Here is a 19,868-nt window from a genome sequence, read left to right as displayed (position 1 = left end):
GATGTGAGCGATTTACAAACCGCTGTCGTCGGAGAGCAGCCAGTTTCTCCCGCGGCCGGCCTGCGTGGCAAGCTGCCCTCTCTCTCCGGCCGATACCTGTGGCCACTGCTGGGATTGGGTCTGCTGCTGGCCATCAACCTGGTTCTGGCTCCGGAATTTTTTCATATTGAGATCAACGACGGCCGCCTCTACGGCAGCCTGATCGACGTATTAAACCGCAGCGCGCCGGTGGCGCTGCTGGCTATCGGCATGACCCTGGTGATCGCCACCGGCGGTATCGACCTGTCGGTGGGCGCCACCATGGCCATAGCCGGCGCGGTGTGCGCCAGCCTGATAGTCGGTGGTGTGGACAGCGTGTTTCTGGTGCTGGCCGCCGGTCTCGGCGCCGGGCTGATCGCCGGAGCGGTGAATGGCAGTCTGGTCAGCTACCTGGGAATTCAGCCGATCGTCGCCACGCTGATCCTGATGGTGGCCGGCCGCGGTATCGCCCAACTGATCAATGCCGGGCAGATCGTTACCTTCCAACACTCCGGCTTCGCCTTTCTGGGGACCGGCGATTTTCTCGGTGTGCCTTTTCCCATTGTGCTGGTCCTGATTGTTTTTGCCGCGGTGCAGTTGCTGATGCGCAAGACAGCGCTGGGGCTGTTTGTGGAGGCGGTGGGCTGCAACTCGGGGGCCAGCCATTATCTGGGCATCAATGCGCGCGCGGTAAAAATGCTGGTGTACTGTATTGCCGGCCTCTGCGCGTCGCTGGCGGGAATGATCGCAACAGCGGATATCCAGGGTGCCGATGCCAACAATGCGGGCCTGTGGCTGGAGCTGGATGCGATCCTCGCGGTGGTGATCGGCGGCGCCTCGCTAATGGGCGGGCGTTTTTCACTGCTGTTGTCGCTGGTGGGCGTGCTGGTGATCCAGTGCCTGAGCACCACCATCATCATGAGCGGGCTGCCGCCGAAATTTAACCTGTTGATCAAGGCCCTAGTGGTGATTTTCGTGTTGCTGTTGCAGTCGCCACGCTTCCAGGCGCAGATGGCGGCATTGTTGTCGATGATGAAACCGAAGGGGAGCCGGGCGTGATGCAATCGAAGTACACCACTCTCTATGTCACTGCGGGCCTGTTTGTACTGCTGTTCCTGGCTGGGTCACTGCAGTTTTCCGGCTTCGGCAGTACCCGTGTCTTTGCCAACCTGTTCAGTGACAACGCCTTTCTGGCGATTACCGCCATCGGCATGACCTTTGTGATTATCTCCGGCGGTATCGACCTTTCAGTGGGCGCGGTGATCGCGCTTACCGGGGTGGCCAGTGCCCTGTTGATCGGTGAGTACGGAATGCACCCGTTGCAGGTTTTCCCCCTGGTATTGGTCGGCGGTGGCCTGTTCGGCGCGGGCATGGGGGCGCTGATCCACTACTACCGGCTGCAGCCATTTATTGTCACCCTGGCGGGCATGTTCCTGGCACGCGGATTGGCCACCACATTGAGCGAAGAGTCCATTCCCATCGACCACCCCTTTTACGACACCGTGGCGGATTTCGGTCTGCTCCTGCCGGGCAACGCCTGGGTGGGAACCTCCACGCTGGTGTTATTGTTGGTGCTGGTCGCCGCGGTATTGCTCGCGCATTTCAGCCGGCTGGGAGGGTATATCTACGCCCTCGGTGGCAGTGCGCAATCGGCACAGCTGATGGGCGTGCCGGTGGCGCAAACCACTATCACCATCTATGCCATCAGTGGCTTTCTGTCGGCACTCGGCGGCATTGTTTATACTTTTTACACCTTCTCCGGCTACTCCCTGACCGGGGTGGGCCTGGAGCTGGACGCCATCGCCGCGGTGGTTATCGGTGGCACCCTGCTTACCGGTGGTTCCGGTTACGTAATCGGTACCCTGGTCGGCGTGCTGATCATGGGAGTTATCCAGACCTATATTTCCTTCGATGGCACCCTCAATAGCTGGTGGACAAAAATCGTTATCGGCCTGTTGTTGTTCGCCTTTATTGCCATGCAGCGCCTGCTGACCGGCAGCGGGAAAGGAGGGACAGCCCATGCATGAAGTACAGCTGCTCGATGCGTTCGAAGTGGGGAATACCCTCGGTGAGGGCGTTCAATGGAATAGTCAGGACCAGAGTGTCTGGTGGACGGATATTCAGGAGCGCAGACTTTACCGTCTGCACTGGCCGAGCCGGGAGCTGGAAGTTTTTGAGACACCGGAGCGGCTTTGCGCCTTCGCATTTACCGACCGGGAGGACTGTATCGTCGCCGCTTTTGAAAGGGGCTTTGCCCTCTACGACTACCGGCACAGGGAGACCCTTTGGGAGAAAGTATTACTGCTGTCCGATTCCGGTATGCGTTTTAACGATGGCAAGATAGATCGCCAGGGCCGTTTCTGGGCCGGCACCATGGTCGAAGACGACTCCCCGGATGCGAAGGCGAGTCTGTATCGCCTGGAGGGAGACGGCACTGTGACGCAAATGGCCGGTGATATCCATATTTCCAACGGCAGCTGTTGGAGCCCGGATTCCAGCCACTTTTATTTTGCCGATTCGGTGCGCAGAAGCATCTACCGCTACGATTTCGATGCGCGGAGCGGCGACATCGGCAACTGCCAACTCTTCGCCCGCACCATGGTCAATCGCTATCCCGACGGCGCTACAGTGGATACGGATGGATATCTTTGGTCGGCCCAGTGGCGCGGGGCGAGGGTCGAGCGCTACGCACCCGACGGCAGCACGGCGGGCGCTATTCCCATGCCGGTCAGCCAGCCCACCTGCGCGGCTTTCGGCGGCGAGAATATGAATCTGCTGTTTGTCACCTCCGCACGGGACTCCCTGAGCGAATGGACGTTGGACCAGGAGCGGCAGGCGGGCAACCTGTTTGTATTTCTGACACCATTTCGTGGGCTGCCCGACGGCCGGTTCGACGCGGCATCACTTATCGGATAAACCGGCGGTTTATCTCCCACGGTGTGGGCAGGGAAACCTGTCCACTGCCGCACCCCTCTTCATACCTGTCAATGATGTCATTCATAACAGCACATCCTTAGACAATTGGGACAAAAGTCTCAAATCTTTCGCTGGCGTGGTCCGGATTACTACGCTTCAGCTTTTCAGGAACATATAATAATACAAATAAACTTACGTCCCACCCATCCTTCAAAAATAAAGAAAGGTAAATGCAATGATGCTACGCACTCTAATCCGTGTGTTACTTCCCCTTTGCCTGAGTTTCCAGGCAATGGCGCTGGAGCTCACCGGCTTGGACAACTCCCACGATCCCGCCGCCCTGGTCAAAGATGGCAGTACCTATTACCACTTCACCACCGGTGACGGTATCTGGTACTCCACTTCCCAGGACCTGGTTCAGTGGACACCCGGTCCCCAGACAGTGTTTCCTCTCAACAGCTGGCCCTCCTGGATCGACAGCGCGGTGCCCGATTTCGACGGCGAGTTCTGGGCGCCGGATGTCATTTACATGAATGGCTATTACTATCTCTACTATTCGGTGTCGACTTTCGGTTCCTCGCGTTCGGCGATCGGTGTAGTGCGTACGCCGTCGCTGAACAACCCCAACTGGCAGGACCAGGGCATGGTGATCAGCTCCAATGGCGGGATCGACGAGATAAACGCCATCGACCCGGCGCTGTTCCGGAATGACGACGGCAGGGTCTACATGTCCTACGGCTCCTGGCACGGCGGCATCGGGATTATCGAAATCAATCCCTCCACCGGAAAGACCATCGGTAGCGTGACGCACCTCTACGGCGGCGGCCACCAGAGTATCGAGGCGCCCTACATCACCAAAAACGGTAACTATTACTACCTCTTCGTAAACCGGGGAGTCTGTTGCGATGGGCTGAACAGCACCTACTACATAGAAGTCGGCCGCTCCACCAGTGTTACCGGGCCTTACAGCGGCTGGCGCACCATATTGCCCAACCATGATGGCAAGTATCACGGGCCAGGGCATATCGGCCTGCTGCAGGAAGGCAGCTGCAGCTACGTGTCCACCCACTACTACGACGCCACCGACGGCGGCGCCGCCAAGCTGGATATCCTCAGCCTGACCTATTCCTCCGATTGGCCGGTCCTGTCCCGGGACTTTACCCCCGGAAATTGCCCTTCAGTCGCCGGCCCCCCCACCGACGGCACCTATATCATTGAGGCGCGGCACAGCGGCAAGGCGCTCGCGGTGGCAAACAACTCCTCAGACAACGGCGCCAATGTTGAGCAGGGCAGCTATGCCGGCTCCGCGGGCCAGCGCTGGCGGCTGAGCGACCTGGGCAACGGCTACTACAGCCTGATCAATGACCGCAGCGCCAAAAGCCTGGATGTATGGGAGGTCTCCATGGATGCCGGTGCCAATATCGCTCAGTGGGATTATTGGGGTGGTGAAGGCCAGCAGTGGCAGCTGGAAAGAGTCGGCGCCGGCTATTTCCTTATCCGTTCACGCCTGAGCGGCCATGTGCTGGACGTGAGCGCGAGGAGCCAGTCCGAGGGCGCCAATATTCTTCAATGGTCTGAGACAGACAGGAGCAATCAGGAGTGGTATTTCCGCAAGCCCTAGATCCCGTAAAGCTTTAAGGTGCTAGCTCTGTAGGAGCCCGCTTGCAGGCGAATATTTACGAAACGCCGCTGTTCATTTGCAAGCCGGCCCTACAGGGAGCACTGCACTTGTGATATCTGTGCGATAAAGGGACAGAAAATCCTTTCTGCCCTTTATCGCCGGCTGCCGTTGCGGTAGCCTCTGCCTAGCTGAGAGCAACCAACCGGCAATAGTGGGTATGAAAATATCCCGGTCAATATTCAATTCAGGTTTTCTTAATTTCCTCCCGCGTCTCTCCCTGCCAATACTGATTGGCACAAATGTCTTATTTCCCTCGGTTTCCCTTGCGTTTACAGAATCGCCGAAATGCCCGTCGTGGACAGGCGTGCAGGCGGTGGCGGAAATCAGTCAGCTTCAGCAGAAAATTGTGCAATGGGATGAGGCCTATTACTTCAGGCACAAGGCGCTGGTCGACGACGCGGTTTACGACCAGGCGCGGGCGAAGCTGGCGCGCTGGAATCGCTGCTTTCCGGAGCAGGCGCGAAGCGTAACACCGGTAAGCCAGGTGGTGGGGCGGAATGTGGCGCATCCCGTCTCCCAGACCGGCCTGGAGAAATTGGCGGACGAGGATGCGGTGGCGAATTGGCTCGCCGTACGCGAGGAGGTCTGGATACAGCCGAAGGTCGACGGCGTGGCCGTGTCGTTGGTGTACCGGCGCGGTAAACTGGCGCGAATGATCAGCCGCGGCGACGGCCGCCGCGGGCAGGACTGGACATCCCACGCCCGCAGGATTGCCGCGATCCTACCCGAGATTTCCGATACCCGAGCGCAACTGGTCCTGCAGGGAGAGTTGTATTGGCGCTTTGACGGGCACCGCCAGAAAAACGGCAGTGCCAATGCGCGCGGGCTGGCGAGTGGTGCCATGGCTTCGAAGGAGTTGTCTGAGGAGCAGGCGCAGAGACTGGCGGTGTTTGTCTGGGACTGGCCAGACGGTCCCGCGGCAGTGCCGGAGCGATTGCAAGCGTTGAAGACATTGGGCTACGACACCACGGGTTTTACCCATCGGGTGAGTGGGGTTGAGGAGGTCGCCCATTGGCGCAAACACTGGTACCGGGAGCCACTGCCGTTTGCCACCGACGGTATCGTGTTGCGCCAGGGCCAACGGCCTGCGGCTGAGCACTGGCGTGCCGAGCCGCCGGTTTGGGCCGCGGCCTGGAAGCATCCGGCGGAGACGGCGCTGGCGGAAGTGGTGGACGTGGAATTTCCTGTGGGTCGCACCGGCCGGATAGTGCCGGTGGTGGAGATACGCCCCACCCAGCTGGACGACCGGGAAATCCGACGGGTGAGCAGCGGTTCCTTCGCCCGCTGGAAACAGTGGGATATCCGGCCCGGCGACCAATTGCGCATCGCGCTGGCCGGGCAGACGATACCGAAAATTCTCGAGGTGATTTTGCCGGCTACCCGGCGTACCGAGCTGGATGTTCCCGATCCGGCCGACTACACCCCGCTGACCTGCTGGCACCCGTCATCGGGCTGCGAGGCCCAGTTTCTGGCCCGTGCCCAGTGGCTGGGCGATAACCTGGGATTTCGCGGAATCGGGGAGGGGCGCTGGCGCGCGCTGTTGGACGCAGGTTTTTTGCCTGATCTGGTGGCCTGGATGGATTTGTCTCGCGCATCACTGGGGGAAATTCGCGGTATTGGCGATAAACGTGCGGAAACCCTGCGGTGGAATTTCCGGCGCGCCGGAGAGCGCAGTTTTCGCGACTGGATGATGGCGCTGGGCATGCCGTCGGCGGGCAGCCTCAGTGAGAATTTCTGGCGCGGTGAGAATTTTGCCAGCCTGTCCGCGCGCGGCGCGGACGACTGGCGGCAGTTGCCGAATATAGGCCAGGGCCGCGCGCGGGCCCTGGTCGATTTTATGCAGCACCCGGAAGTCCTGGCGCTGCGTGACAAACTGGCCGCGCGCGGCATTGGTGGTTTTTAATCGGAGAGCGCCCTACGGATTGACGTAGCGCAACTCCCACTGCTGCCCCTCGCCGCCCCAGTAGGTCCACTGGCGGATATCGCCGCCGTCTTCCATGCTCTGTCCGTAAACGTCCAGCGATAGTTCGCTGAAGCGGGAGAGAATGCGGTAATAGCCATTGTCGAGGCTTTCGACCAGCCACTGCTGGTTGAGGTCACCGGTCCAGGGATGCTGGCGTATCTCTCCGCCCTCGGCACTGCTCCACTCGTGCACATCCATGGATTGGCCGCTATGCACCGGGCGCAGTGAGTAGTAGCCGTTGCCCAGGTGGGTGAGATCCCAGTGCTGGTTGGGTTTGTCCTTATAGCCCCACTGGATAATGTTGGCGCCGCCGTTGCGGCTGGCGGCTTCCACGTCCACGGCTTTATTGCTGAGCCGGGAGATGATGGCCACGCGGCCGTCGGTTGCTGTGGCCAAGCGGTCATAGCCGACCTTGAGGGTATAGTCGCGGGTGAAGCTGGGCCAGCCGCTGCTGAAGTCCAGCTGCAGCAGATCCAGGCGCGAGGGCCAGCCGGTATCGGTGGTGCCGTCGTAGTAGTGGATGGTGGCCAGGTCCTGGCCGTAGTTGTTGAAGTAACCGAAGTGGCCTGGGCCGATATAGGTGCCGTCGGTGGACAGTACCGTGGTACCGCCGTAATTCCACAGGTCCACGCCGTTCTGGTCCAAGTAGGGCCCGGTGGGGCTGCTGGAGCGGCCGGTCACTATATAGTAAGTGCTTTCGTTGCCGGCACAGCATTCGCCCAGGTTGACGAACATATAGTAGTAGCCGTTGATGTATTTCACCTGAGCGGCTTCGTATTCTTGCCAGTTGCCGCTGTTGCCCACTACCGGATATCGTTGGGAATCCATGCGCAGCCCGGTGTCGGGATTGACTTCCACCATGTAGATACCGCCGTAGTGGGAGCCGTACACCATCCACACCCGGTTGTCTGCGTCGACAAACAGGCCCGCGTCGATGGTATTGATTTTCCAGCCGGTGCTGGAAAGGGGTTGGGTCTTGGTGGACACCACCATACCCAGGTCCTGCCAGTTGGGATTGTTGAGGGAGTCGGTCACCGCGACGCCGATGGCGGACTCAAAGCTGTCGCTGGTCTCGGCAAAGGCAGAGTAGTAGAGGTAGTATTTGCCGTTCATATGGATCACGTCCGGCGCCCAGAAGTTGCCGGCGAAATTGCTCACCTGGTCGTTGATCCAGCTGGGCCAGCTTCCCGCGGGAAAGACGGTATCGCCGTAAGTCCAGTTCTCCAGGTCGGTGGAATAGCGGCTGACAATGCCGTCGCCGGTGCCGAAGGTCCAGTAATAATTGCCTTCTTTCTGGATGGTGGCGGGATCGTGAATGTCAGTATTGCCGCTGAGGGTAATGGCGGCGGCGCTGCAGGCGAAGGCCAGGGCGACCAGCGCGAACAGGCCGCGGAGGCATGTTTTTATCTGCTTCATTATGCTCACTAGTAGTGTTGTTTGTAGTAAAGTATTTTTAATTGGCCTAAATATAGAAAAAAATACCAATATTTAGGCCTCGCGCGCAGTATAAATACTACAAATACAGATTTCGAGCCTTTTGGTTATCAATTTCGCGGCAAGAGAGCGGGGGTCGCTGAGGGCAGTGGGCTGCCCTCTCGGGATACGGAGAATGCCTATTCCCGGGCAGTCTCCCGCAACAGTCGTACACCATAGATGCCCCCGGCCACGGAGCCGGGTTGGGCGGCAAACTTCAGCTCGATGATTCCATCGCGATTCTTCTCTCGCACCGCGTCGGGAATCGGGTAATCCACGGTAAAGAAGGTGTCGCCCTCACCGCCGTTCAGGGAGACCTGGGCCAATTCGACACCATTGGCAAGAATGTCGAAGTTGCGATTGTTGTCCAGCCCATAGTAGGTGATGCGGATTTTCGACGCCTCGCCTTTCGGGTCCTTCAGTCGATAGCTGAACCAGCCGCTGGCGTGGCGCCAGTGGCGCCCCTTGTGCACGCCCGCCTCGGTATTCTCGCCGGCAAAGAAGTGGTCCGCTTCCGGCTGTTGCTCGCCGGGCGCCACCTTGTCGATAGTTATTGTCTCCAGTGCTAGCCGGGTCTTATCGGCCTCGGCATTTTTCCGCTGGCGTTTCGCCAACTGCTGCGGCGTGCTGAAAGGCCAATAGAGCATATAGCGGGATTCGTGCAGGCGGAAAAAGGGAATCAGTTCCAGGTCGTCATCGCTTTGGGTGTGGAGTTCCTTCGGCGCGGCAAAGCGCAGCCGGGAGCCGGGCAGGCGCCGTAGTTTGTCGAGAAAATCGTGGCTGTCGCTGACGAACAGGGGCGCGGCCTCCAGGGAGCACATCGGCCCGCTGGCGATATGCCCCATGCGGCTGTCGTCGGCGAAGAAATCGAGTTTTTCGTCGGCAAAGGGCTGGGTCTTTGCCGCCAGCACCACCGGGCCGTAGAGCAGGGCATAGTAGTCCGAGCCGTCCGGCAACTGCTCCAGTTGCGGGTGCATGGGCAGTTTTATCTCAACGCGGTCGCCCGCCTTCCACTCGCGGCTGATGGGAATATAGCCGCTGGGCTTTGCGCTGTACGCAAAGGGTTTGCCGTTGATATGAATTGACAACCTGGCCCCGGATACCCAGACCGGCTGGCGTACTTGCAGGGTAAAACTGGCATCGCTGTCCAGGGTGATGGTGGTTGTGTCTTCGTCGGGGAAATGATTGGTTTGGGAGAGCGAAAGATTTTTCTCTTTCCAATTCAGGGTAGAGGGAATAAAGAGATTGACGAACAGCTCGCCGCCCCGGTGGGCGTAAATCATTTCGCCGTATTTGCTGTGGTTCTCGATGCCCGATCCCACGCAGCACCACATGGCCTGGTCCGGCTGCGAGTAGACGCGGTAGTGCTGCGGCCGCATGGGGGTAAAGTAGACCAGGCCGCCGGTGTCCGGGTTCTGTGAGGAGAGGATATGGTTGTACAGCGCCCGCTCGTAGTAGCGGATATAGCGGGTGTCCGGGTCCGTCTGGTAGAGCAGGCGGGTCAGCTTGAGCATATTGTAGGTATTGCAGGTCTCCGGCCCCTCCACGTCGCTGACCATTGAGGAAAAATCCCCTCGGTCGTGGAAGTGTTCACGCACGCTGTTACCGCCGATGGCGACAGTGCGGTGCTCCACCACCTCCCGCCAGAAATATTCCGCGGCTTCCTGCCAGTCGCTGTAGCCGGCCAGATCCCCCACGCGTTTGTAGCCGATCACCTTGGGAATCTGTGTGTTGGCGTGCAGCCCGGTCAGTGCGTCCCGGCGCTGTTCCAGCGGCTGGAGGATTTCCCGGTGGGAGAGGCGACGGGCGACGTCCAGGTATTTGCTCTTGCCGGTAATCGCCGCCACATCCGCATAGACTTCGTTCAGGCCGCCGTGTTCGCTTTTGAGTATCTGCTGGACCTGGCTGTCGGAAAGTTTCGAGACCAGGCGGGTGCCCCAGTCGGACAGTTTCACCAGCATATCCAGCGCCTGGCGGTTGTCGGTATACAGGTAGGCGTCGCGGAGGCCGGAAAAAATCTTGTGGATGTTATACAAGGGTACCCATTTTCCGTTCAGGGTAAACAGGTCCGCGTCAATTTCCCCCTCGGCGATCTGTTGCCATATCGCCGCGCCGCCAGGTATTCCGCCCAGGTAGCCATTACCGTTTTTGTCCTGTGCGCGTTTCAGTTCGTCCAGCATGTATTGGAGGCGCTCACGGGCCTGGCTGTCGCCGGTGGCCGCATAGGCGAGGCTGAGCGCAGACAGGTAGTGGCCGCCGATATGACCGTCCAGCCCAGTGGACTCCCAATTGCCGTAGCTTTCCGTGCGGGGCTCCAGGCCGGCTTCGCGCAGGAAGGGCGCGAGCAGGCGGTCCGGCTCCATGGCCATAATGTAGGCCAGGTTCTGTTCCTGGGCGTGCTTGAAGGGGCTGTCCAGCAGGCGGACGTCGGAGAGTGGGAACATCTGCACCTGTTGCTCTTGCGCTGCTGTATTACCGGCGAGCGCGAAGGTGGACAGTGCGAAGGATAGAATTATTTTTTTCATGGTTAAGTCATTTGTAGGATGGGCAAAGCGAAGCGTGCCCATCATCTGGAATTTGATGGGCACGCTTCGCTTTGCCCATCCTACGGGGTGGATACCTTTGATTGATGGGTTATTCCACCAACCGGCTTTGATAACTGTCCAACTGCGCCGCATCCACCACCGGCCACAGTTCCTTATCCCATTCCAGATCGAGAATTTTCAGCTTCTGCAGGCCGTTGTCTGCGGACTCATAGGCGTGCAGTACCAGATAGTCCCTGCCATCGAAGGTATAGGCGCTATTGTGCCCCAGGCCGGGCCAGCGCTGGTTGCCGGCGATCAGTGGGGTGCCGCCACCCCGGGCCATATCCACGCCTTCTTTGTCCAGGTAGGGGCCGGTGACCGATTTGGAGCGACCTACCGCCAGGCGATAAGTGCTGTCGTTGCCGCGACAGCAGAGGCCGCGGGAGACGAACAGATAGTAGTAGCCGTTCTTTGGAAAAATAAACGGAGCTTCCAGTTCCGCCGGGGCCGCTTCGTTGTCAGGGGTAAAGGCGGGGCGTTCCGCCCGCGCAATGGTGCGCCACTCCTGGGGTTCGGCGAGGGCGGTCCAGCTCTTGTCGAGCTTTACCAGCTTGAGCCCGTCCCAGAAGGAGCCGAAGCTCATCCACGCGTCGCCTGCTTCGTCCAGCACGATATTGGGATCTATGGCATTCCAGTTGTCGCGCCCCGGTACCGACTGCACCAGGATGCCCTGATCTTCCCAGCGATAATTCGGTGATTGGGGGTCCAGGGTTCTGTTGATGGCGACGCCGATGGCAGAGGTGTTTTTGCCGAAGGCGGATACCGAGTAGTAGAGGTAGAAGCGGCCGTTCCGGGCGATCACGTCTGGTGCCCATAAGTGCCCGTTGAAGCCGGGAATCGCATCTCTGGCCCAGTCCGGCTCGCCGGCGAAAACGCGGCCTGCGTGAGTCCAATTCACAAAGTCTGGGGAACGATAGATGGTGATTCCCGGTCCAGTACTGAACAGGTAGTAATCGTCGCCCTCCTCGGTCATCACCGGGTCGTGAATACTGACTTGCGGAGCGCGGGCGCTGATATCGGCCTGGGCGCAGGCGCAGAGCAGGGCGCTCAACAGCATGCCGGCGCCGGGGCGGACCAGTGAGGACAGGAAGTGGGGCATAGAAACTCTCTCTTCTTATATATAGATACAGACTCTTTCGGTCGCTGGTGGTCGCCAAGCATTTCCCTGTGTCCGGTTCGCTGCGCCAAATCGCTCCAGGCGATTTGGTCACCACTACCGGGGTTGTGACTCTAATAGTATTATAATAATATCGTTGAAAAGGCAGCAACAAGCATTGCCGCACCTGCCACAACAATAATCAAGGCGATGACAATGTCAGTTCAACTCCCGCGAAAAACCGCCCCCGCTCCCCGATTGGCATTCCTTTGCCTGCTGTTGGCAATAGTTTCAGGGAAAGCCATGGCCTATGACAATCCGCTGATAACCCAGCGGGCCGACCCTTGGGTTGTCCGGCATACGGATGGCTACTACTACTTCGTGGCCACAGTGCCGGAATACGACCGCATCGAGTTGCGCCGTTCCCGCACCGTCCAGGGGCTGGCCAGTGCCCGGGCCGGGGTGATTTGGCGCAAGCATGCCAGCGGACAGATGGGCGCGCATATCTGGGCCCCGGAGCTGCACTGGATCGACGGCGCCTGGTATATCTATTTCGCCGCCGGCGAGGTGGAGCGCCCCTGGCATATCCGCATGTATGCGTTGCGCAACACCTCCGCCGTGCCCACCGAGGGCAACTGGGAGGAGTTGGGGCGGATCACCACACCGCATGACACTTTTTCCCTGGATGCCACCAGCTTCTCTCACAAGGGCAAGCGCTACCTGCTCTGGGCCCAATCTGATCCCGAAAGCAACTACAACTCCGCCCTGCTGCTGGCGGAGATGGAATCCCCCACCCGTATCAAGGAACCGGTGGTCACCCTGACCAAGCCGGAGCTGGACTGGGAGACGGTGGGCTACAAGGTCAATGAGGGGGCCGCGGTACTGCAGAAGAACGACCGCGTGTTCGTCACCTACTCCGCCAGTGCCACCGATCACAACTATGCCGTGGGCCTGCTCTGGGCCGACGCGGATGCGGACCTCATGGACCCGGATGCTTGGCACAAGTCGCCGCAGCCAGTGTTCCACACCAATCCCGAGGTCAAGCGCTTCGGCCCCGGCCACAACAGTTTTACTGTGGCGGAGGACGGCGTTACCGACCTGATGGTGTACCACGCGCGGGACTACCGCGAGATAGAGGGCGACCCCCTGAACGATCCCAACCGGCACACCCGGGTTCGGGTGCTGCATTGGGATAAAAACGGCATGCCGGATTTTCGTCAGGCAGAGGGCGATTGATATTGCTCCTACAGAGCCTGTTGAAGAGCAGAGAGATTACGCGATGAAAAGAACGAGTTTTGCGAAATTAATGAGCGCCGCAGGCTCTGCGCTGCTTTCGGCTTTTGTCCACGCCGCCAACCCGGCGATCACCCACGTACTCACCGCCGATCCCGCCGCGCTGGTGCACGACGACACCGTGTATCTCTACACCGGCCACGACGAGGCGAAGGACAACAAAGACTTCTACAAGATGAACAAATGGCTGGTGTTCTCCTCCACCGATATGGTGAATTGGAAGGAACATGGCTCACCGCTTGCCGTCGGCGACTTCAAATGGGCCAAGAACAATGCCTGGGCCGGCCACGTGGTGGAAAAGGATGGCAAGTTCTACTGGTATGTGACCGTCAGCCACGCCACCATCGACGGTTTCGCCATCGGCGTTGCGGTATCCGACAGCCCCACCGGCCCCTTCAAGGACGCCTTGGGCAAGGCGCTGGTCACCAACGATATGACCACCGATACCGAAATCAGCTGGGACGACCTGGACCCGGCGGTATTTATCGACGACGACGGCCAAGCCTATATGTTCTGGGGCAATACCAAGCCCCGCTACGCCAGGCTCAAGGGCAATATGGTGGAACTGGACGGGCCCACCCACAGCCTGGACCTGCCGGAATTTACCGAGGCGCTTTATGTGCACAAGCACGGCGACTACTACTACCTGAGCTATGCCACCGGCTTCCCGGAAAAGACCGCCTACGCCATGAGCAAATCCATTGAGGGCCCCTGGGAATACAAGGGTATCCTCAACGAGCTGGCAGGCAACTCCAACACCAACCACCAGTCGATTATCGATTACAAGGGGCGCTCCTTCTTTATCTATCACAACGGCGGCACCCCTAAGGGCGGAAGTTTCCGTCGCTCCGTGTGTATCGACGATCTGCACTACAACCCGGATGGCACCATCAAGCGGGTGGTGATGACCTCCGAGGGTGTGGAGCCGGTGAAATAAAAGTTCTTTGTTCTCTCACAGGATGGACAAAAGTATGCATGTAAAGTATTGCTTTGCATGCAGGTTGGCGGACCGCCACGGACGGCAGGGCCATATCAGAATAATATTTCGGGGATAGCGATGAAAAGAATCCTTCTGATCAGCATATTGTTGCTGTTATCCGCCTGCGGTGCGAAACAGCAATATTCCCTGTCCAGTCCGGACGGAAGTCTGGCGGTCACCCTGGCGTTGAACGAAGCGGGGCAGCCGCAGTATCGAATAGAACGCAATGGCGAGGTGGTACTGAAGCCGTCGCAATTGGGTGTGGTACTGGACGGCGTCGACCTTAGCCGCGGATTGGCGGTGGAGTCCGTCGGCGAGCCCGATGCAGTCAGCGAAAACTACACCATGCTGCAAGGCAAACGCCGGCAGATTTTCTATACCGCCAAGGAGCAGGTGTTCAGTTTCCGCAATACCGGGGGCGTGGAACTGCAAATCGCCTTTCGCGTTTCCGACGACGGTGTGGCTTTCCAGTACCGCTTCCCCGGCCAGTCCGACGATATAAAAGTGGTCGAAGGGGAACTCACCAGCTTCGCCTTTCCCCCGGGCAGCAAGGCCTGGCTGCAACCGATGGCCGAGGCGCAGACCGGCTGGGCGAACACCAATCCCTCCTACGAGGAGCACTACCAGATGGACATCGACGTCGGCGAGGCTTCACCTTCCCCCGCCGGCTGGGTCTTTCCCGCGCTCTTCCACACGCCGGGTGGTTGGGCGCTGATCAGCGAGGCGGGCATGGATGGAAACTACCACGCCTCCCGCCTGCAGGCGGAATCCCCCGGCGGTGAATACCGTATCGACCACCCGATGGATGCGGAAGTGTTTACCGGCGGCGTACTCAAGGCGCAGTCCACACTGCCGTTTCACTCCCCTTGGCGTTTCATCGCCGTAGGCGAGCTGTCCACTCTGGTGGAATCCACCCTGGGCACCGACCTGGCGGAGCCGGCCGTCGCCGAAATGGACTGGGTAGATCCCGGCCTGGTGAGCTGGAGTTGGGCGCTGCTCAAGGACCCTTCAGTCAACTACGAAACTCAGAAAAAATTCATAGACTATGCGGCGGAGATGCGCTGGCCCTATACCCTGGTGGATGCGGACTGGGACCGCAATATCGGCTATGAAAAAATCGCTGAACTGGCGGACTACGCCGCGCAGAAAAATGTCCGCCTGTTGCTCTGGTACAACTCCTCCGGCAGCTGGAACAAAACCGAATTCACGCCCAAGGGTGTGCTGCTCACTCGCGAGCAACGCCGCAGCGAGTTCGCACGTCTGCAAAAAATGGGTATCGCCGGAGTCAAGATTGATTTCTTTGCCGGCGACGGCCAGTCGATGCTCGCCTACTACCGCGAATTGGCCCGGGACGCGGCGGATTTCGACCTGCTGGTCAATTTTCATGGCTCCACATTGCCCCGGGGTCTGCACCGCACCTTTCCCAACATGATGACGTCCGAGGCGGTGCGCGGATTCGAGATGATCACCTTTTTTCAGGAATCTGCGGATGTGGCGGCGACGCATATGACCATGTTGCCCTTTACGCGCAACGCTTTCGATCCGATGGATTTTACCCCCACGGCTTTTTCGGAAATTCCCAATATCGAGCGCCGCACCAGCAACGGTTTCGAGCTGGCGCTGCCGGTACTTTTCCTGTCCGGCCTGCAGCATATTGCCGAGACGGATGAGGGTATGGCCGCGGTGCCTGAATACGTGCGCGATTATATGCGTGGGGTGCCTGTCTCCTGGGACGAGAGCCGTTTTGTGGCCGGCTACCCGGGCAAATTTGCAGTAGTTGCCCGCCGCGCCGGCGACACCTGGTACCTGGCTGGCATCAACGGCGAGCCGGAGGAGCGACCGCTGACCATGGATCTGTCATTTATCGGTGCCCGAACCGGTGAACTGATTACCGACGGCGAAACACCGCGTTCGTTCAATCGCAGTGAAGTGGAAACCGGCAGCAACGTTTCCCTCAGCCTGCGCGGTCGCGGCGGCTTTGTAATGACGTTTCCAGCAGCAGGTTTGGCCAAGAACTGAACTAACACTGTAGGAGCGGCCGTTGGCCGCGATCGATTTTACTACGTAGCGCACGACGATCGCGGCCAACGGCCGCTCCTACAGCGCTCTTTCGTCATTCCGGCGAATTAATAAAGGCTTGATTCGAAACGGCAAATCTACAGGACAAATGAATCTTGCCGAACGAGGTAAATGAGTGATGAAAAGAACCAAAAATATGAAATGGCTTGGCGCCATCGCAGCCAGCTTGGCACTGACGGCTTGCAATCCCTCAGATCAAACCACCGAGGCACCGATCGCTGCGGCCAATGGAGAAAACAGCCAGCTGCCCGAAGGTACATTCGCCAACCCCCTGTTCAGTAACGGCGCCGATCCCTGGCTGGAGTACTATGACGGCAACTACTACCTCACCACCACCACCTGGACCTCCCAACTGGTGATGCGCAAGTCGCCCACCCTGGATGGACTGGCCACCGCGGCGCCTGTCAATATCTGGTCCGATACCGATCCATCCCGTTGCTGCAATTTCTGGGCGTTCGAGTTCCATCGTTTGAACGGTCCCTCCGGCACGCGTTGGTACCTGATGTACACTTCCGGCCAGCACGGCACCCTGGATCACCAGCATCTCTCGGTATTGGAGAGTGTCGGCGACGATCCCATGGGACCTTACGTCTACAAGGGTTCGCCGATGCCGGATACCTGGAACATCGACGGCTCCTATCTCGAGCACAACGGCGAACTCTACCTGCTGTGGTCCGAATGGGTGGGAGACGAGCAGCTCAACTGGATCTCCAGGATGACCAATCCCTGGACCATCGAAGGTCCGCGGGTGGTGCTTACACGCCCGGAAGAGGATTGGGAAAAGAGCGGGCGCAAGGTAAACGAAGGTGCGGAAATCCTCAAAAAGGACGGCCGCACCTTCCTGATCTATTCCGCCAGCTTCTGCAATACCCCGGACTATAAGCTGGCCATGAAGGAGCTTACCGGCGACGATCCGATGAATCCGGAACACTGGACCAAGAACCCCGAGCCGGTATTCCAGCGCGGCAACGGTGTTTTCGGTCCCGGTCACAATGGTTTCTTCAAGTCCCCCGATGGCAGCGAGGACTGGATCGTCTACCACGGCAACTCCAAAGGGACTGACGGCTGCAGCGCTACCCGCTCGGTACGCGCACAGAAGTTCACCTGGAACCCGGACGGCACCCCGAATTTCGGCGAGCCGGTCCCCGAAGGGGAACCGCAGCTGCTGCCCTCCGGCGAAAACGGCCCACTGACCGTCCAACTGCAGGGCGCCCGCTGGCAGCTCGCCGGTGCGGATGGCCGCTGTCTCACTGGCACCGGGCTGGACAGCTGTGCGGAAGAGAGCAGCTACTGGGTGCTCGACAACACTGCCGACGGCGCCTACCGCCTGGCCCACGCCGCCAGCGGCCAATTCCTCGGCGCCGAGGGTGAACTGGCTCCCTGGATCAACGGCGGCGCCCAGCGCTGGCAATTGAGTCAGGGTGAAGACGGCTGGGTAGGTGTGGCCAATATGCAAACCGGCGAGCCTCTGGCGGCACCGGGTTGCGAGGGTGATTGCACCCGCTGGTCCCTGCGTCCGACGGAAACCGTGGCCATCGCCAGCGTACAGAGTGGCCGGATGCTGCAGAGTTGTGGTGAAACCATAGACCAGGGAGCCTGGCGCGGTGACGCCTGCCAGCGCTGGGACTTCACCGCCGCCGATGACGGCTTCCTGCGTATCCGCGCTGGTGATCGATGCATGACGATAGAAAGCAATGCGGTAGTGCCGGGTGCCGGCGCAGTCCTCGGCAGCTGCGATTCCCCCAGCAGCCAGTGGCGGCTGGAGCCGCTGGCGGACGGCAGCCTCAATATCATCAACCGCGAGAGCAAACTCAGTCTCGACCTGGCCCACTGCGGCCTGGCCGAAGGCACGGAGCTCGCCCAGGCTCCTCGACAGGAAAATGACTGCCAAAAATTCCAGCTGCGACGGATACCGGTACGGTTATGATCAATAGGTTGTAGGAGCGGCGGGGCGGCCACCCGCCCATGGCCTCGATAGATCCTGGAAAATGGTTCCACATCTATCGGCTATCGACCAGTGGCCGTTCCCACAAGGTGAATGGAAAGATTGTATTGCGTGCGCCTGTTGTTATCGGGCTTGGGTGGTTGCATCATGAATGTATACCACCTTTTTTTTATCAAAATTCTAATAAATGATAGAGAGGAAACCCATGAAAGCGTCAATAAGAAGATGGTTGGCACTTGCCGCCTGCGGTTTGTCCCTGCCGCTGTCTGCGGCGGAAATCAGCCGGATTGAAATCGATAGTACACAGCCGGGCCCACGCATCCACCGGGATATCTACGGCCAGTTCGCCGAACACCTGGGGCGCGGTATCTACGAGGGCATCTGGGTGGGTGAAGATTCGGAAATCGAAAACATCCGCGGCTTCCGCACCGATGTGATTGAAGCGCTGCGGGAAATCAAGGTGCCATTGGTGCGCTGGCCAGGCGGCTGCTTCGCCGACGAGTACCGCTGGCGCGATGGCATAGGTCCGCGGGACCAGCGCCCCGTGCGAGTCAACACCCACTGGGGCGGCGTACCCGAAGACAATGCCTTCGGCACTCATGAGTTTTTCGAACTGGTGGAACTGCTCGGCGCCGAGGCCTATGTCAACGGCAACCTGGGCACCGGCACCCCGCGGGAAATGGCCGAGTGGCTGGAATATATGACCGGCGACAGCAATTCGGCTGTGGTGGAAGAGCGCCGCAAAAACGGCCGCGACAAGCCATGGAAAGTCACTTACTTCGGTGTCGGCAACGAGGCCTGGGGTTGTGGCGGCAATATGCGTCCCGAGTACTACGCCGATCTCTACAACCACTACGCCACCTTCCTCAAGAGCCCGCACGGCACGCGCCCGAAACTGGTGGCCAGCGGCGGCACCGATGTCCGCACAGACTGGACCGAGGTGCTGAGTGCGAATATCCGCGATGCGGGCGGTATCAGCCACCACTTCTACACACTGCCCACTGGCAATTGGAACGACAAGGGCGAAGCCACCGGTTTTGGCGAAGACATGTGGATCTCCACCCTGTGGCAGACCCTGCGCATGGATGAATTTATTCGCAAGAACAAAAAGGTACTGGACAAGAACGATCCGGAGAAAAAACTGGACTTCTATGTGGACGAATGGGGCACCTGGTACAACCCGGAAAAGGGTCGCGAGCCCGGCTTCCTGTACCAGCAGAACACCCTGCGCGACGCATTGGTAGCAGCGCTCAACTTCAATATTTTCCACGACCACGCCGACCGGGTGACCATGACCAACATCGCACAGATGGTGAATGTGCTTCAGGCCATGATTCTCACGGAAGGCGAACAAATGGTGCTGACGCCCACCTACCATACTTTCGGTATGTACAAGGTTTTCCAGGACGCCACCGCGCTGCCACTGGAGATCGAGAACCCGCTGAGCTACAGCCACGGTGACGTTATCGTCCCCGCCATCAGCGCCTCCGCTGCCCGCGGTAAGAATGGGCGCCTCTACCTCTCCCTGGTCAACCTGAACCCGGACTCCGCCCAGCAGGTAGCGGTGCGCGTCAAGGGCGAGGAAGTTAAAGAAGCAGAAGGGCAGTTGCTGACCGCCAATCAAATGGACGCACACAATACCTTCGCAAAACCACAAGCTATTAAGCCTGCGGGTTATCGGGCCAAGGCGAATACCGGAAGCCTGACTCTCGAAGTGCCGGCCAAGTCGGTACTGGTGGTTGCCTTGAACTGATTCCCACGACGTAGGGGCGAACTTATGTTCGCCCCTACAAGGCGCTCTCGTCATTCCGGCGCAGGCCGGAACCCAGGTGCTGCGGAA

The 19,868-nt window shown here is 59.4% G+C and carries 13 protein-coding genes; 10 read left to right on the top strand and 3 right to left on the bottom strand.

Going from position 1 to position 19,868, the window contains the following annotated elements:
- Positions 1–3 precede the first annotated feature (3 nt).
- From FHS09_RS08425 to ligB, 5 genes are all read left to right on the top strand, one after another.
- Positions 4–1,077 (top strand): ABC transporter permease, encoded by a 1,074-nt coding sequence (locus FHS09_RS08425; RefSeq protein ID WP_343057445.1) that lies wholly within the window; start codon positions 4–6, stop codon positions 1,075–1,077.
- Entirely contained in the window at positions 1,077–2,045 is a 969-nt protein-coding gene (gene yjfF, locus FHS09_RS08420) for a galactofuranose ABC transporter, permease protein YjfF (protein WP_221191884.1), read from the top strand. Before FHS09_RS08425 ends, yjfF begins: the two co-directional genes overlap by 1 nt.
- Complete coding sequence (locus FHS09_RS08415; RefSeq protein WP_183458706.1) at positions 2,038–2,934, top strand: SMP-30/gluconolactonase/LRE family protein; 897 nt, start codon at positions 2,038–2,040, stop codon at positions 2,932–2,934. Before yjfF ends, FHS09_RS08415 begins: the two co-directional genes overlap by 8 nt.
- Positions 2,935–3,169: 235 nt before the next feature.
- The gene (locus FHS09_RS08410) at positions 3,170–4,555 is read left to right on the top strand and encodes a family 43 glycosylhydrolase (protein WP_246394667.1); all 1,386 of its coding nucleotides are present in this window, start codon (positions 3,170–3,172) and stop codon (positions 4,553–4,555) included.
- A gap of 217 nt (positions 4,556–4,772) precedes the next feature.
- A complete protein-coding gene (gene ligB, locus FHS09_RS08405; RefSeq protein ID WP_183458704.1) occupies positions 4,773–6,518 on the top strand; it encodes an NAD-dependent DNA ligase LigB in 1,746 nt (581 codons plus the stop codon).
- 12 nt (positions 6,519–6,530) lie between these two features.
- Here the strand turns inward: ligB and FHS09_RS08400 are convergent, their stop codons facing one another.
- From FHS09_RS08400 to FHS09_RS08390, 3 genes are all read right to left on the bottom strand, one after another.
- The gene (locus FHS09_RS08400) at positions 6,531–7,994 is read right to left on the bottom strand and encodes a family 43 glycosylhydrolase (protein WP_183458702.1); all 1,464 of its coding nucleotides are present in this window, start codon (positions 7,992–7,994) and stop codon (positions 6,531–6,533) included.
- 197 nt (positions 7,995–8,191) lie between these two features.
- Positions 8,192–10,576, bottom strand: a complete 2,385-nt coding sequence (locus FHS09_RS08395; protein WP_183458700.1) for a glycoside hydrolase family 127 protein — start codon at positions 10,574–10,576, stop codon at positions 8,192–8,194.
- Between the two features lie 109 nt (positions 10,577–10,685).
- Positions 10,686–11,735 carry an arabinan endo-1,5-alpha-L-arabinosidase gene (locus tag FHS09_RS08390; RefSeq protein ID WP_183458699.1) on the bottom strand — a complete coding sequence of 350 codons (1,050 nt, stop codon included), beginning with the start codon at positions 11,733–11,735 and terminating at the stop codon, positions 10,686–10,688.
- A gap of 300 nt (positions 11,736–12,035) precedes the next feature.
- Here FHS09_RS08390 and FHS09_RS08385 point away from each other — a divergent pair, with 300 nt between their 5' ends.
- The 5 genes from FHS09_RS08385 to FHS09_RS08365 all read left to right on the top strand — a co-directional run bounded on the left by FHS09_RS08385 (position 12,036) and on the right by FHS09_RS08365 (position 19,781).
- Positions 12,036–12,968, top strand: a complete 933-nt coding sequence (locus tag FHS09_RS08385; RefSeq protein ID WP_221191868.1) for a glycoside hydrolase family 43 protein — start codon at positions 12,036–12,038, stop codon at positions 12,966–12,968.
- Positions 12,969–13,011: 43 nt separating this feature from the next.
- Positions 13,012–13,962 carry a glycoside hydrolase family 43 protein gene (locus tag FHS09_RS08380; RefSeq protein WP_183458695.1) on the top strand — a complete coding sequence of 317 codons (951 nt, stop codon included), beginning with the start codon at positions 13,012–13,014 and terminating at the stop codon, positions 13,960–13,962.
- A gap of 120 nt (positions 13,963–14,082) precedes the next feature.
- A complete protein-coding gene (locus FHS09_RS08375; RefSeq protein WP_183458693.1) occupies positions 14,083–16,023 on the top strand; it encodes a glycoside hydrolase family 97 protein in 1,941 nt (646 codons plus the stop codon).
- Between the two features lie 178 nt (positions 16,024–16,201).
- Positions 16,202–18,010, top strand: a complete 1,809-nt coding sequence (locus FHS09_RS08370; RefSeq protein ID WP_183458691.1) for a family 43 glycosylhydrolase — start codon at positions 16,202–16,204, stop codon at positions 18,008–18,010.
- Between the two features lie 223 nt (positions 18,011–18,233).
- Positions 18,234–19,781: an alpha-N-arabinofuranosidase gene (locus FHS09_RS08365; RefSeq protein ID WP_183458689.1), complete on the top strand. Its 1,548-nt coding sequence runs from the start codon at positions 18,234–18,236 to the stop codon at positions 19,779–19,781.
- The last annotated feature ends 87 nt before the right edge of the window (positions 19,782–19,868 follow it).

The sequence above is a fragment of the Microbulbifer rhizosphaerae genome (assembly GCF_014191725.1).
In the GTDB taxonomy this organism is placed as follows: domain Bacteria; phylum Pseudomonadota; class Gammaproteobacteria; order Pseudomonadales; family Cellvibrionaceae; genus Microbulbifer; species Microbulbifer rhizosphaerae.
The sequence above is the reverse complement of the archived record's forward strand: the minus strand, read 5'-3'. Positions and strand labels throughout refer to the sequence as shown.